Origin of the sequence: Methanoregula sp. (genome assembly GCF_052325125.1) — an archaeon.
Taxonomy (GTDB): domain Archaea; phylum Halobacteriota; class Methanomicrobia; order Methanomicrobiales; family Methanospirillaceae; genus Methanoregula.
The window spans coordinates 132,569-146,851 of record NZ_JBKQWO010000034.1 but is presented as its reverse complement, the minus strand read 5'-3'; the positions used below and the strand labels follow the sequence as shown (position 1 = coordinate 146,851).

Annotated in this window: 15 protein-coding genes and 3 riboswitches; of the genes, 9 read left to right on the top strand and 6 right to left on the bottom strand. The window is 56.3% G+C overall.

Annotated elements, in window-relative coordinates:
* The coding region (locus ACLQMU_RS08595; protein ID WP_424039232.1) for a dynamin family protein at positions 1-1,096 on the bottom strand (1,096 nt) is incomplete at its 3' end.
* A gap of 12 nt (positions 1,097-1,108) precedes the next feature.
* Positions 1,109-2,392: a phosphopyruvate hydratase gene (gene eno / locus ACLQMU_RS08590; RefSeq protein WP_424039231.1), complete on the bottom strand. Its 1,284-nt coding sequence runs from the start codon at positions 2,390-2,392 to the stop codon at positions 1,109-1,111.
* Between the two features lie 103 nt (positions 2,393-2,495).
* A riboswitch (Fluoride riboswitch) is annotated at positions 2,496-2,561 on the bottom strand.
* Between the two features lie 337 nt (positions 2,562-2,898).
* Positions 2,899-2,965: riboswitch (Fluoride riboswitch) on the top strand.
* A gap of 86 nt (positions 2,966-3,051) precedes the next feature.
* Here eno and ACLQMU_RS08585 point away from each other — a divergent pair.
* The 4 genes from ACLQMU_RS08585 (at position 3,052) to ACLQMU_RS08570 (ending at position 6,220) form a co-directional block, all read left to right on the top strand.
* A complete protein-coding gene (locus ACLQMU_RS08585; protein WP_424039229.1) occupies positions 3,052-4,839 on the top strand; it encodes a dynamin family protein in 1,788 nt (595 codons plus the stop codon).
* A gap of 89 nt (positions 4,840-4,928) precedes the next feature.
* Positions 4,929-4,993, top strand: a riboswitch (Fluoride riboswitch).
* 151 nt (positions 4,994-5,144) lie between these two features.
* A complete protein-coding gene (locus tag ACLQMU_RS08580) occupies positions 5,145-5,516 on the top strand; it encodes a CrcB family protein (protein WP_422150440.1) in 372 nt (123 codons plus the stop codon).
* Complete coding sequence (crcB, locus tag ACLQMU_RS08575) at positions 5,517-5,876, top strand: fluoride efflux transporter CrcB (RefSeq protein WP_422150441.1); 360 nt, start codon at positions 5,517-5,519, stop codon at positions 5,874-5,876.
* 23 nt (positions 5,877-5,899) lie between these two features.
* Positions 5,900-6,220 carry a DUF190 domain-containing protein gene (locus ACLQMU_RS08570; RefSeq protein WP_424039228.1) on the top strand — a complete coding sequence of 107 codons (321 nt, stop codon included), beginning with the start codon at positions 5,900-5,902 and terminating at the stop codon, positions 6,218-6,220.
* 135 nt (positions 6,221-6,355) lie between these two features.
* On the opposite strand, the gene ACLQMU_RS08565 is transcribed toward ACLQMU_RS08570, so the two are convergent.
* The 3 genes from ACLQMU_RS08565 to ACLQMU_RS08555 all read right to left on the bottom strand — a co-directional run bounded on the left by ACLQMU_RS08565 (position 6,356) and on the right by ACLQMU_RS08555 (position 9,176).
* The gene (locus ACLQMU_RS08565) at positions 6,356-6,769 is read right to left on the bottom strand and encodes a hypothetical protein (protein ID WP_422150443.1); all 414 of its coding nucleotides are present in this window, start codon (positions 6,767-6,769) and stop codon (positions 6,356-6,358) included.
* Positions 6,770-7,025: 256 nt separating this feature from the next.
* Positions 7,026-8,882 carry a chloride channel protein gene (locus tag ACLQMU_RS08560; RefSeq protein WP_422150444.1) on the bottom strand — a complete coding sequence of 619 codons (1,857 nt, stop codon included), beginning with the start codon at positions 8,880-8,882 and terminating at the stop codon, positions 7,026-7,028.
* 57 nt (positions 8,883-8,939) lie between these two features.
* A complete protein-coding gene (locus ACLQMU_RS08555) occupies positions 8,940-9,176 on the bottom strand; it encodes a hypothetical protein (RefSeq protein WP_422150445.1) in 237 nt (78 codons plus the stop codon).
* Positions 9,177-9,404: 228 nt separating this feature from the next.
* Between ACLQMU_RS08555 and ACLQMU_RS08550 the strand changes: the two genes are divergently transcribed.
* The 5 genes from ACLQMU_RS08550 to ACLQMU_RS08530 all read left to right on the top strand — a co-directional run bounded on the left by ACLQMU_RS08550 (position 9,405) and on the right by ACLQMU_RS08530 (position 13,254).
* The gene (locus ACLQMU_RS08550; protein ID WP_422150446.1) at positions 9,405-9,662 is read left to right on the top strand and encodes a hypothetical protein; all 258 of its coding nucleotides are present in this window, start codon (positions 9,405-9,407) and stop codon (positions 9,660-9,662) included.
* 121 nt (positions 9,663-9,783) lie between these two features.
* Positions 9,784-9,912, top strand: coding sequence for a desulfoferrodoxin FeS4 iron-binding domain-containing protein (locus ACLQMU_RS08545; RefSeq protein ID WP_422150447.1), 129 nt, complete (start codon positions 9,784-9,786; stop codon positions 9,910-9,912).
* A gap of 237 nt (positions 9,913-10,149) precedes the next feature.
* The gene (locus ACLQMU_RS08540) at positions 10,150-10,506 is read left to right on the top strand and encodes a DUF488 domain-containing protein (protein ID WP_424040542.1); all 357 of its coding nucleotides are present in this window, start codon (positions 10,150-10,152) and stop codon (positions 10,504-10,506) included.
* A 75-nt stretch (positions 10,507-10,581) separates the two neighbouring features.
* A complete protein-coding gene (locus tag ACLQMU_RS08535) occupies positions 10,582-10,758 on the top strand; it encodes a rubredoxin (protein ID WP_422150449.1) in 177 nt (58 codons plus the stop codon).
* A gap of 24 nt (positions 10,759-10,782) precedes the next feature.
* Entirely contained in the window at positions 10,783-13,254 is a 2,472-nt protein-coding gene (locus ACLQMU_RS08530) for a plasma-membrane proton-efflux P-type ATPase (protein ID WP_424040543.1), read from the top strand.
* 35 nt (positions 13,255-13,289) lie between these two features.
* Here the strand turns inward: ACLQMU_RS08530 and ACLQMU_RS08525 are convergent, their stop codons facing one another.
* Positions 13,290-13,697 carry a DUF5518 domain-containing protein gene (locus ACLQMU_RS08525; RefSeq protein ID WP_422150451.1) on the bottom strand — a complete coding sequence of 136 codons (408 nt, stop codon included), beginning with the start codon at positions 13,695-13,697 and terminating at the stop codon, positions 13,290-13,292.
* Positions 13,698-14,283 lie beyond the last annotated feature (586 nt).

The following is a 14,283-nucleotide window of genomic DNA, read 5'->3' as shown; positions in this document are numbered from 1 at the left end:
AGTCAGGCCGGTCGAGGAGATCTGCTTTACTGAGCAGGACATGTGCGGGAATGGCAGCTTCCTGCAATGCACGGATGGTCCGCACGTCTTCTTCGGTCAGCGTGGATCCCGCATCGATCAGGACCACGCCAAGATCGCACCGGGGCAGGTACGCCAGGGTCTCGGCAGCGCCTCCGGTCGCAAGTGAGCCGAGCCCCGGCGTATCAACAAAGGAAACCCCCTCGGAAAGGCGCGATACCGGGATGGTGACGGTGACACGTGTCACATGCTTTACGTTATTGGGGTTGTGCTGTTCGGTAGCAAACTCCCCGAGCTGCTGGATTGTGAATGTTTTCACCGGTGCATCGGCAAACGATATCGTGAGCGATGGTTCTTCCCCGTGGATGATGTGCGTGGGGACGGCCGTCACCGGGGTCACCCCCACGGGGAGCACGTCAGTACCGATGACGGTATTGAGGAGCGACGACTTGCCGGAGCTGACCCGCCCGAAGACTGCGATCTCAAAACTCCGGTCCTCGGCCCGGTCGAGGATCGCGTCGATCGTCCCCCGGAATTCCACCAGTCCCCGTTCCGCGACAACCCGCTCGATCCGGGAGAGGAGGCCGAGGTCATTACCGGCATCCTCCAGCCGCTGCAGCCGTTTTTGGAAATCCTGCCCGGCTCCCTCCCCGAGGTACTGGCCGAGGCGTGAGACGAGCGCCTGCAACTCCCCTGCAATGCCATTGAGTTCTGTCGCGGTGGTGCCGGGAATATTGCCAAACCCCATCATGTATTGTGGTTTGAGCTCTTCGGCGGCAACATCGATGGTATACAGCCTGCCACGAACAGCCCGCGAAACGGGGATGCCGGGCTTTCTGCCGCTTATCTCCTGCCCTTCCATGACCTGGACGAGCCGGGCCCGAATGCGCGTGATATAATCCTCGATCGTCTTCTGCTGCGCCGGGGTAATGTCCATGACGTACGCGGGAAATGCGGTCCGGGATGAGGACTCGTTGAGGACACCTTCGATCTCGCCAAGAAGCCGGTCGATGTGTTCGCAGGTGACCCCGAGGTGCTTTGCGAGGAATTCATTTGACGAATCGGCACCGGGCGTCATGGGAAGGACCAGTCACCTTACAAACGCTTTCCGGCCGGCATAGACTGCCCTGCTGCCAAGTTCCTCTTCAATCCGCATGAGCTGGTTGTACTTCTCCACCCGTTCGCCCCGGCTCGGAGCGCCGGTCTTGAGCTTGCCGGCGCAGGTTGCGACCGTAAAATCGGCGATGAACGAATCGACGGTCTCGCCGCTCCGGTGGGAGACGTTGGTGCCCCAGCCGGCGCCCCGGGCGAGATCGATGGTTGCACGCGTCTCGGTCACGGTCCCGATCTGGTTGAGCTTGATGAGGACGGAGTTTGCCACCTGTTCTTCAATGCCCCGCTTCACCAGCGCCGGAGAGGTAACGAAGATATCGTCGCCGATCAGTTCTATCCGCGTTCCAAGCTCTCCTGCCAGCACTTTCCAGCCTGCCCAGTCATCCTCGGCAAGCCCGTCCTCGATGGACAGGATCGGGTAGGTATCCACGAGTCGTGTGTAATACCGGATCAGCTCTTCCGGCGTCAGCGCCTTTCCCTCGCGCTTCAGTTCGTACTTCCCCGCATAACAGAACCCGCTCGACGCCGGGTCCAGTGAGATCCCGATATCGGTACCGGGCCGGTACCCCGCCTGTTCTATGGCGAGGGTGATGAATTCGAGCGGCTCCTCGTTCGATGCGACCTTCGGTGCAAATCCCCCCTCGTCGCCGACAGCGGTCGGGTAATTTTTCTTTTTTAAGAGATCCAGTAACGCGTGGTACGTCTCCGCACCCCACCGGAGAGCTGTGTGGAAATCAGGAGCGCCAAAGGGGACGATCATGTACTCCTGGAAATCCGCGCCCTGCCACTGGGCGTGCACCCCGCCGTTGAGCACGTTCATCATCGGCACAGGCAGGAGATACGTGTGATCGCTACCCAGGTACTCGTAAAGCGGAATATCCCGCGACAGTGCGGCGGCCCGGGCTGCTGCCATAGAGACCCCGAGGATCGCGTTTGCGCCGAGCCGGGCCTTGTTGGGCGTGCCGTCGAGTGCGATCATCGTACGGTCGATTCGTCCCTGGTCCGCGGCATCCATCCCGGCAAGGGCGGGGGCGATGATCGTGTTCACGTTTGCAACCGCCGTAAGGACGCCTTTCCCGCCAAACCGTAATTTATCATGGTCACGGAGCTCGACTGCCTCATGGGTTCCGGTCGATGCTCCTGACGGGACTGCCGCCCGCGCCCGCGTTTCATCGTTGAGCACGACATCCACTTCTACCGTCGGGTTGCCCCGGGAATCGAGGATCTCCCGGGCATGGATCGTTTTTATCGCTGCGTCCATCTTTGTTTTCACTCCGGTATTTTTTCCAGATGATTTATCGGTCACGTCACGAAAGAAAACCGCAGCCGGCCCGGGCTTTGTGGGAGCAGACGTGTATCCCCCGCACAAAACAGAAGTCATCAGCCTTTATGAAACGGCGGTTACGGCGGACTTCATCGCCCCTGACTGATCAGAGATGACGGTTGGTGCCACAAATAGTTTTCTTTTGTAGGCTCTGTAGAAATCCTAAAATAAAATTTGTAAGGATGCTCTTGGGGCCTTTCGCCCCCGCCGCTTTGGCATCCCCCGGTTGCGATAGTGCCGTATTACCTGCAACACAAAGATAAAAAAGATGGATGTTTCTTGTGCGGGTAATACAAAGACATCGCTTACGCCCCCGCCCCCTTTGGGGGGCAGGGCTGGCGTAAGGGGGGCTGTATCCCTAAAAAAAAAGGTTTTTTACAGAGCCCTTTTTTGGAATGTGGCGGAACCGGCAAAGGATTAATTACCTGCCTTGCAGATGTCTCTTTTATAACGGTGATGGAGTTCACCTCTGCAATAACCGCCTTTTGTGCTGATAACTCCTACCAAGTGGTTCCCGTTCTGCCGCTCTTGTGGGTACGGGTCCCGGCCAGTTTCAGAAAGGAGGAGTAATTCTGGAAACGAATGCAGGTCCGTCAGTGAATCATCTGCCCAAAGCACAGGAGGTATATGTCCCGGAAAATCTTGACGGGATCCTGTCAGAAGGACAAGAGGCCATCGCAGCAATGGGCCCCGGGTATGCGGTGTTTGCGGGACACCTTGCCGCGCTGGAAACACGGCTTTCCGAGGGGCGGTTCCATCTTGCCGTGCTCGGGCAGGTAAAACGGGGCAAGAGCACGCTCATAAATGCGCTGCTCGGTGAGGATGTACTACCAGGCTCGGTCGTCCCGCTTACGGCTATTCCCACGTTCGTCCGGTACGGGACGGAAAAAGGGATCCGGGTAAGGTACAACGATAACCGCCCGGACGCGGTTTTTACCGGGGAGACGGCACTGCAGCAGAATACACTGCTTCGGGAATTTGTTACCGAGGAGGAGAACCCAGGGAACGGAAAGTGCGTGCTCCACGTGGAGATAACGCACCCGGCCCCGGTTCTTCGCGATGTCGTGCTTATAGATACTCCCGGGATAGGATCAACGTACCGGCACAACACCGAGGCGACGATAAACTTCCTCCCGCAGTGTGACGCCGCACTTTTTGTCGTCTCGACAGATCCGCCCATCACGGAGGTCGAAGTTGCATTTCTTGCCGAGATCAAAAACAGGGTCGCAAAACTCTTTTTCGTGCTCAACAAGGTCGATTACCTTGACGAAGCGGAACGCGGGACTGCCCTTGCCTTCTACCGCTCGGTGCTCACCCGGGAAGCGGGAATCGACGCAGATACACGGATCTTTGCAATTTCCGCAAAGAAAGGGTTGCAAGCCCGGCAATCCGGTAATGCGCAGGCATGGCTGGAGAGCGGTCTGGCGGAAGTCTTCGATCACCTCATTGCATTCCTCGCTCTGGAGAAGGGCCGGGTGCTGAAAGAAGCTATCGGGAGAAAAACGTTCGCTGTTTTCACCGAGACCAGCCTGCGGATACGTCTTGAGATCCGGGTCCTTGAACTGCCTCTTTTTGAACTGGAGAGCCGGCGTGCCCTGTTTGGCACAAAGATCGCGGAGGCACAGCAGCAGCGGGTTCACGCACAGGATATTCTTGCCGGCGACCGGAGACGGGTACATGCACATCTCGAAGAGCAGATAGAAAAGTGCCGTGCCCCACTCTGCGAGCGTCTCATGAATGTCGCCGGAGCTGCCATTGTAGCATCGCCGCAGGACCCGGAATATGCGGCGCAGCAGGCCGTATCAGAAGAAATCCCGCGCTTGTTCGAACGTGAATACGGGAGGATCTCTGCGATGGCCGATCAGGAGGTCACGGCCCTGCTCCGGGATCACCAGGAGCGTGCCGACGAGCTCTTCGAATCCATCCGGAAAGCGGCATCGGAACTCTTCGAAATTCCCTATCGTAAACCCCGGGGAGAACGCGCCTACGAACAGGTGAGGACTCCATACTGGGTCGGACATGACTGGGACAGTACCTTCTCCGTTATCCCGGCCGGGACCCTCGGGCGTATCCTGCCGGTGACGCTGCGCTCGAGCCGGGCCCGGGACCGGCTCAAAAAACAGATCGATATACTGGTCATGCGAAATCTCGAAAACCTCCGGTGGGAGACGCTGCAGGACATCGACGCCGCCTTCAGGAAGTTCGGCGCCGATCTTGACGCGGACCTCGGCCTCGCCATCGATGCAACCCATGGTGCGATTGAATCTGCGTTCCTGCAACGGACACGGCACGAGAAGAATATTGCCGCAACGATGAACGATCTGCACACTGCATCTGTCCACCTGGAGAAGGTAATGCAGCACTTTTGTCTGGCTCGGAAATAACGATCGATCGCGGGTACATCAGGCTTGCCCATGGGCGCGTTGTCGTCTCCCCTCACCACCGTTATCTTCAACTACCATGAACGCCAACTTTTTTTAACGGCGATGAAGTTCGCCTCCAACCGTCACGCCCGTGACTGATGACTTCTACCATGATGTGATGATTGGAGGTTTTCTTTTCGATGTCGCCCGATTTCACCTGCCGTGACCTGCGTCCCGTGCTTGTCCTGCAAAACACGTCACGTTGGTTTGCCCGGGAAAACTCCCGGATACCGGTCCTGTGCGCCGTTGCTGGGAGAGGACGTCGTATGCTAAAAGAAGACATCACGCCCTTCCTTGCCGTTGCCTCCGGCGGGTTTATCGGCGCCGTGCTCCGGTACCTTGTAGACACCTCAGTTGTCGATTCCCTGCCCGGCACGCTGATCGTGAACACGATCGGCTGCTTCTTTTTGGGCATCTTCATGTACGAATCGATGTACCTGGGCCGGTTCTCCCGGACGACGCGGCAGTTCTGCGCGATCGGGATCATCGGCTCGTTTACGACATTCTCGGCGCTTGAGGTGCAGTCCTTTGCCGCGGGCCCGGTCCTCGGGGCGGCAAACCTTGCGGCAACCCTCCTCCTTGGCTTTGCCGCGATCTGGTGCGGGCGCCTCGTGATCCTCCACGGGAGGTTTGGCTAAATGGACCCGGTCATCCTTGTCGGCCTCGGCGGTGCCGCCGGTTCCCTGCTGCGCTTCGTGCTGTCGCGCATCCAGCCGTACCGGGGCATCCCTTCGGGAACGCTTGCAGTCAACATCGCCGGGAGCTTCGGCCTTGCGCTGCTGGTCTTCTCGCACGCGGACGGCGACCTTACCGCCCTCATCGGCACCGGGATGCTCGGGGGCTTTACCACCTTTTCAACGTTCTCATACGAGACTTTCAGGATGCTGGAGGATCATGATTATCGCACCCTTCTCACATATACTGCGGTAAGTATCGGGGGCGGACTTCTTGCCGTGACAGCGGGATACCTGGCCTGCGGCGGGGGAATCGCCCTGTGACGGGGGTGGAACGGAGCATGCTTATGGATGGAATTTTACTCAAGATCTATATCGCGGAATCGGCAAAGATCGATGGCCGGCCGGCGTACAAGTACCTGGTGGACTATTTCAAAGAGAAAGGATTTCCCGGCTGCACGGTCCTGCGGGGCATGGCCGGGTTCGGCCACGAGAACGTCATCCACACGGTGGACGTGCTCCGGCTCTCGCTCGACCTTCCCGTGACCATCGAGGTCGTGGACACCGAAGAGAAGATCATGGCCGTTCTTCCCGAGATCGAGAAATTCGTGGAGCACGGGCAGGTCACGCTCCAGGACGTCCGGATGATAAGAAAATCACCGGAGTGAAGTATTCTTTAACCTGCAGCGAACGCCTGCGTGGTGGCAGGGCTTTGCTATTGTGCGGGCCCGTGCCGCTCCTTTAAAAGGGACTGTTGCAGGTCGTTGTGGCGCTCTTTCCTTAAAAAAAACAGGAGCCGGGGATTACGCGACTCCACCCCGGATTTTCTTTGCCAGCCAGATGATCAGGAGGATGCCGACGATCAGCCAGACGATCATGGCAAGGGCGCCAAGAACGGCAAAGAAGAGGAAAAAGCCCGATGCCATCATGCCGGGCCACGCCCCCTCTCCGTACATCATACCCGGATACCCGTACCCGGAATTTTGGGAGTACCGGTACGCCATACCCGGGTAACCATATCCCGCGGTCTGGTTGTACCCGTACGCCATACCCGGGTAACCATATCCTGCAGTCTGGTTGTATCCGTACATCATACCCGGACCGCTTCTCACGGTGGGAGCATCGGCCATCGCTATACCTGTCATTGCAAGAATGCCGATTACAGCCAGAACCACCGGAATACTGCCCTTTCTTTTTGTTCCTGTTGGAGTGTTCATGGATCATTCTCCCGTACCCCGGCACCATTCGTCTCTGTACCAGGAGGGACCGGATCAAACCGGGGTCAATGGAGTAATGAGTACCGCCTTATAAAACTGTTCGTATCGTGCCATTGATGTCCGGATACGCTTCGGTGTCTGGTGAGAGCCCCGGTTCACGGGAGGACCGTGGGCAGGGATTGAGGCAATGTTGGGGTGCCGGGGCGGATGCCCGGGCGGGAGTGCCATTGATATTACACAGCGGACAAGAACCTTTTTACCGGAGGTGTGGTGATACAGTTCCGGCACTGGATCCGTTCTCCTCTCCCGGTGGCTGACAGATCACCCTGTGGCTTGCCCGGGCATAGGATCTCAGGATATCGGTCCTGGTAAGAAACCCGACCAGTTTACCCGGCTCTTCCTTCCTTACCACCGGGAGGTGATCGAAGTCATGGCCTACCATCAAAGCGAGGGCCTCCTCCAGGGTGTCGTCCGGGTAGGTGACAAAAGGCGACGCCATCATGGCTTCGTGAATGGTCGAACACTCCCTACCCGGCAGGCGGGTGAGGCTTACGTCGCGGTTGGTAACAATCCCGATAAGCCGGCCCTCATCCAGTACCGGGAAACCGGTGTGCCCGGTCTTTGCCATGAGATCGACGACCTTTCCCGGCTCGTCCAGCGGGGAGAGCACGATCACCGCGTCGCCGGGGGTCATGGAGTCCCGTACATAGAGCCCTTCAAGGGTTTCCCGGTCGTATTCCCCGCGATGGGCTCCCGACTGCGCTTTAGTCGGGACCTGCTCCTTGAAGATGCTCTTTTCCCCGGTCAGGAGGTGGGAAACGGCAACGGCGGCCATTGCCGGTATAAGGATCGTGATGCTGCCGACCATCTCGACAACCATGATCAGCACGGCGATGGGTGCCTTTGCCACAGCCCCAAAAAGGGAGATCATGCCCACGACCACAAAGACCGGGATCGTTTCAACCGGGACGTACGCCGGGAAGAGCAGGTGCAGAGTGACACCGAGCGCCGCCCCGACCGCGGCCCCGATGGTAAGCCCCGGGGCAAAGACACCCCCGCTTCCCCCGGAGCCAAGGGTGAGTGAAGTGGCGAGGATCTTGACAAACGGGAGCAGCAGGATCACGGCGAGCGGGACCATGGAATAAATCAGGAGCTGGTCAAAGCCGTAACTGGTTCCCATACTGGCAAGACCGAGCATTTCTGCTTCCGGGGAGATCAGGGCAAGGGCAATGACCATCCCCCCGAGGATAAGGGCACCGAAAACCGGTTTCAAATACTGGGGAAGATTATGCCTTTTGAACAGGGCAATAAACCCGTCGCAGCTCCAGTAGTAAACAAAGATGAAGAGGAGCCCGAACGCCGCGCACAGGACACCGAGCAGGAGGAAGAGCGGGATCTGCCAGACGGTCCACGAGAGCGGGCCGAGCGCGAAGATAGGCTCGTATCCCTCGAAAAGCCCGAAGATCGCATAGCCGATCACCGATGCGAGGAATGCCGGAATAATTGCTTCGGATTCAAAGTCCCGGGTGTAAAGGACTTCTGCGGCAAGTACCGCCCCGCCAAGCGGCGCCTTGAAGATAGTCCCGATCCCAGCCCCGATGCCGGTCGTTAGTGCGATCCTTCTCTCGCGGGGGGAGAGGCCGAGCATATCTGCAACAAGGGACCCAAAACCTCCCGCGATCTGGGCAGCAGGGCCTTCCCTTCCCGCACTCCCCCCGGTCGCGATGGTGAGAATTGAAGTGATTGCCTTTAAGGCAGGAATCCGTTTCCGTATCCGGCCATCGCTGTGGAATGCCTTGAACGCTGCATCGGTGCCATCGCCTTCTGCTTCCGGTGCAAACCGGGTAACAAGAATCCCGGACAGGAGGCCCCCGAATATCATGACGGGGAGCAAAAGGACAAGAGAACCGGGTTCCGACCACTGGCTGATCGCGGCAACGCTCTGGCCTTCCTGCGGGAATGCATAGTGCAGGAGGTACCCCATGAAAAACGCTGTTGCCCATTTGAGGCCCTCAAAAAAAAGAACGGAACCGAAGCCGGCAATGACACCGACCACTATAGCAATAATAAGGATTCGTTTTGTCGGCGCGATACTTGAGGATAAAGAAAACATCAGGTTTACCGCAGATTTTTGTGTTGTATCCCGTTTTATTATTTATCCGCCATCAGGTTATCCGGCAGGACCATATTTTTCCGGATAAAAGTTGTCAGACAATATCGTCACCGAATCAAGATATGTGTTATGATTCGTCCGCAGAAAAAAACTGATAACGAGGTATACGGCCACGATCGCGAATAACGAAAGGGCAAGCCGGGAAACAGCGGTGCCGGGATAATAGCCGTACACGAACCAGAGCAGGACCGCAGCGATGATAAGGAAGGCAATTTCCAGGTATCTTTTATTCATTCCCAGACAATCCCCGGAGCCGGAATACGAAAACACCGGTGTTTTCTCTGTGTGTTGTTCCCTGTAATAAAATCCTGCACCACCGGTTTGTGAGAAACCTTCCCCGGTCGTTTCAAACTATGTCTCAATTTTTGATTTTCGGGAAACAGCTCTTAAGACCCCTCCGCTCATGCGTTCCTTGGTGATTCATCATAACAGCTGCCAAGACCTCAGGCACCGGTATCGCGTTTGGAACCCCCGTGCCAAAACGCATCCGCCCGGCTGCGGGCAGACTCGGGAGCCCGGGAAACCGGACGGATCTGCTCTGTCCAGTGCATGTTGCTCTGGAGTGAATGGGTCCGGGCGTTCAGGCGCCGGATATCCGGATTTCCAAAACTGATCGGAAAAGAAGAGTTTCACAATGCCATCGCGGACAGGTTTGGCGCTGAGATGGCCTATGATGGCTACCGGGGTGCGGTCTATACCGGCATAAGGTTCGTCCCGTAACAGCAGTTGCCAAAAGAGGCGGCACTGGTACGGACCGGAATGAATGCCCGGCAAGCCCGTCAGGGGTTTTTAGGGGCACGGGTCGGTGAATCAACACGCTGAAACAAAGGAGGACGCAAGTATGGTAAACGTATCCGCAGAAGGGCAGGTCTTCAGGTGCGAGATCTGCGGGAACGTTGTGATCGTAAAAGAAACCGGCGGCGGAGAACCGGTCTGTTGCGGAGAGCCGATGAAACTGGAAAGCGGGTGATTCCGGTAATTAAAAAAACTTGTTGCACAAAGCGAACACGAAAAAAACGCAGGGGTCCAAAGAAAAAGATCAGGGATATTGCAATTGTCGAATTACACGACAACGTGATCCTGACAAAAGTTAATGAGAATCCTGAAAGATCGCATTAGCACAAACGACATCTTCCTGCATATCATGGAATTTCCTTCCTGTAACAGGAAGGAGAAAAACCTGTATGAGATTAGAATCCAAAGATCTATGTCAATAAAACTGAAACGGGTGTACGAACCCCCGGCCATGGATGATGGATACCGTGTGCTTGTCGAGCGCCTCTGGCCCCGGGGCGTATCGAAGGAGCGGGCACATGTCGATCTCTGGATGAAGGACGCCGGGGCGAGCCGGGAGCTCCGGGTCTGGTTCGGTCACGACCCGGATAAATGGGAAGATTTCAGGACGAGGTATTTTGAAGAGATCAGGGGACGGCCCGAGGTGATCAGGGAACTGGATAAACTCATTGCCAGGGAAAAAACCGTCACGTTCCTGTTTGCAGCCCATGATGAGCTGCATAACAATGCCGTGGCGCTAAAAGAATTCCTGGACGCTCATCTTCAATGATGAATGGGCAGCATGGGGACAAAACCGGGTGGGGGCATCGCCGACACTCTGAAGTGATGATAAAAGGTAACAAAAATGACAGACCAGATGGTTCCTTACAAGTGCCTGGTATGCGGATATATCTACAACCCGAAAGTCGGCGATCCAACGGCCGGAATTTTACCCGGCGTGGAATTCGATGCATTGCCGGATGACTGGGTCTGCCCGGAGTGCGGGGCAGGAAAAGATCAGTTTGTGAAGGTCGCGGAATGAAGCATAGATAAAAACGGACAGGTAATGATGGAACCTGAAAAGAGCCTGGAGGATGGCAAAATCCACAAGGACAACCCGGCAGCCACAGGTTTGTCCCTGTCCGGTGAAGAACTGGAAAGGATCCTGAAAACCGGGACGGGGGGCCTCAGCGAAGAAGAGGTCCGGAGCCGGTTGCAGGAATACGGGTTCAATGATATTCCGGAGGAGAAGAAGCACCCTCTCCTCAGGTTTCTCAGGTATTTCTGGGGCCCGATACCCTGGATGATCGAAGTCGCTGCTCTTCTCTCAGCCATTATCCAGCACTGGGAAGATTTCGGCATCATCTTCCTGATGCTTGTCATCAACGCGGTTGTGGGGTTTTTCCAGGAACGTAAAGCGGAAAATGCAATCGAACTCTTAAAACAGCGTCTCGCCCCCAATGCCCGCGTACTCCGGGACGGGGTGTGGACCGAGATCCCGGCCCGCGGGCTGGTCCCCGGTGATATCGTCCACATCCGGCTTGGTGACATCGTCCCGGCAGATGTCCGGCTCACGCACGGGAAGTACCTTCTTCTCGATGAATCCGCTCTTACAGGTGAATCGTTGCCGGTTGAGAAAAAGAACGGTGACGATGCGTATTCCGGATCCATTGTCCGGCAGGGAGAGATGGATGCGATCGTAACAGGGACGGGAGTGAGGACGTTTTTTGGCAGGACCACCCGCCTGCTCCAGCAGAAACCTCCCCGAAGCCACTTCCAGCAGGCAGTTGTCCGGATCGGGAATTACCTGATTGCCCTTGCCGTCTCTCTCGTAAGTGTAGTTTTCATCATTTCCACGATCCGGGGGGATGCAGTTCTCGAAACACTCCAGTTCGCCCTCGTCCTCCTCGTCGCCGCGATACCGACCGCGCTCCCCGCCGTCCTGACAGTTTCCCTTGCCGTAGGTGCTATGGCCCTCGCAAAAAAAGAGGCGATCGTCAGCCGTCTCAGTGCCATTGAGGAGATGGCCGGGATGGATATCCTCTGTTCCGATAAGACCGGGACGATAACGAAGAACTCCATCAGTGTCGCCGAGGTAAAAACGTTCCCGGAAGCGACGGAAAACGAAGTAATAATCACTGCCGCCCTTTCCTCTGCAAAAGAGAGCAATGATCCCATCGATATGGCGATATTTGCACGACAGTCATCCATGGCGACAACGGGAGTTCCGTCAGATAATTTTGCCATTGTTGATTTCGTCCCGTTTGACCCGGTCCAAAAGTACTCAAAGGCGACCGTCCGCAACGGCAGCGGTGGCACTTTTGATGTAGCCAAAGGAGCTCCCCAGGCGATCGCCGCTCTCGGGAAATTGAGCGATCAACAGGCAGCACTGTTGGATACATGGGTTCTCGAACTTGCCAGGAGAGGATACCGGGCACTGGGGGTCGGGCGTACAGATGCCCGTGGCGCCTGGCAGTATCTCGGGGTTATCGGCCTCTTCGATCCGCCCCGCGACGACTCGGCCGAGACCATCACCAAAGCAAAGAATCTCGGCGTTAATGTCAAGATGGTGACGGGGGATCATGTCGCAATTGCAAAAGAGATTGCCGGGAAGGTGGGTCTCGGGACCAATATTCTCCCCCAGTCTTCCTTCACCGGAAGCACGGGCAGGGATGCCCTCAGACAGCTTGAAGATGCCGACGGTTTTGCCCAGGTCTTCCCGGAGAACAAGTACCAGATTGTCAAGGTCCTGCAGGAAGGGGATCACATTGTTGGGATGACTGGCGACGGGGTCAATGATGCCCCAGCCCTCCGGGCTGCGGATTCAGGCATTGCCGTTGCCGGTGCGACCGATGCAGCGAAATCTGCTGCGGACATCGTCCTGACAAAGCCGGGGCTCTCCATTATCATCGATGCGATTTACGAGAGCAGGAAAATCTTCCGGCGGATGGAGAATTATGCGGTGTACCGCATTGCCGAGACAGTCAGGGTCCTGATCTTCCTTGCTCTCTGTATCATTATCCTGAATTTCTTCCCTGTGACGACCGTGATGATCGTGGTCCTTGCCATCATCAATGATATCCCCATCATGTTGATCGCGTATGACAATGCGGTGGCCGCGGCAAAGCCGGTCCGTTGGCAGATGAACAGGATCCTGACCCTCGCCAGTATCCTGGGGGTTCTCGGCGTTGCCGAAAGTTTCCTGCTGCTCTGGATCGCCGCAGAATACTATCACCTGAGCCCCGGTATTGTCCAGTCGCTCATCTTTGTCAAACTCGCGGTTGCAGGACATATGACCATTTACCTTGCCCGTACCGGGAAACAGCATTTCTGGGAACAGCCACTCCCCACGCTCTCGCTGTTTGGTGCTACCGAGCTGACCGCGATTTTTGGAACCAGTCTTGCTGTTTTTGGCATATTCATGCAACCCATCGGGCTGATCCTTGCCCTTATGGTGTGGGGTTATGCCCTCTTCTTCTTCGTGGTGAACGATATCGTGAAAGTCAGGCTGTTCAATCGCATCCACCCGTATTCATGAACCGGGATGATGATGTCGCAACGGAAATCACGCCCTTAAAAAGGATTTTGTGTGCTTTTACGTTTTGTTTTTGAAAAACGGGATATTGCACCTCCTATAGCCCCGCCGATGTATGCAAGTATCGGGAAGTATATGATCATGGCCAGAAGGAGGAACGCAACCCCCAAAACCTGGGCGACCTGGGGAATTGCCGCCCGGAGGTAGCCGGTTTTAAGAATAAAATCTATCAGTACAGCTATCATGCCGAAGATGCCCGACGTAAGTCCTGCTTTTGCCCCGTCCGCATAGCCTTTCCCCGCGAAGAACCCGGCGACGATCCCTCCGGCCAGTGGTCCAAGAACGGGAATAAGGCCGAGGGTGTTGACGTTCAGGATCGCAACCAGAATCATGACGAGAAAGCCAAGGATGACTGCGGTCCAGAATTGTTGTTTTTCCCTCTCCATGTGGGATACATACGCTAATCAAAATAAATAATTTTGTTTGGTACTATTGGATCCACGAATTGAATAACTCCCCATCACGATTGGTCCGGATTTTTCATTTATTTATCCTAGCCTCGTTCTCCGTTGGCTCTCCTGATGTGGATGCGCAATAAATGAACATTGATGGTGAATGTTTGGATAAGTGGGCAGGATTTATGAGAGAAGATCTGGATTATTTTTCCCTGGAGAAAACCTGTTTTTAAATTTGTGCGACCACCCTCTTCGTGCCAATGCGTCCCCCCGATGGGGACGAGGCCGCAGATGCGATGCTTCCGTGTCACCTGTGGCGGGAGCAAGACTGAGTACGGGTAATACAGATCTAGCGTAACCGGGCGGACGCCACAAGTGTGCGGGGGCGAAGGCAAAAATTGCCGCAGCCCCAAGAGCGTTCATTCAATCTGCTCATGGAGTTCTACAGAGCAAAAAAGTCAATATTTGATCCGCCGCTGGGGCTACCTACCGGGGGCGACGGCAGTCCTCGCGTGGGAGGTATGGGGGGATCCACCTCCATCTTTCTGATCGCCCGGCCCAAAATCCCCTGATCCTG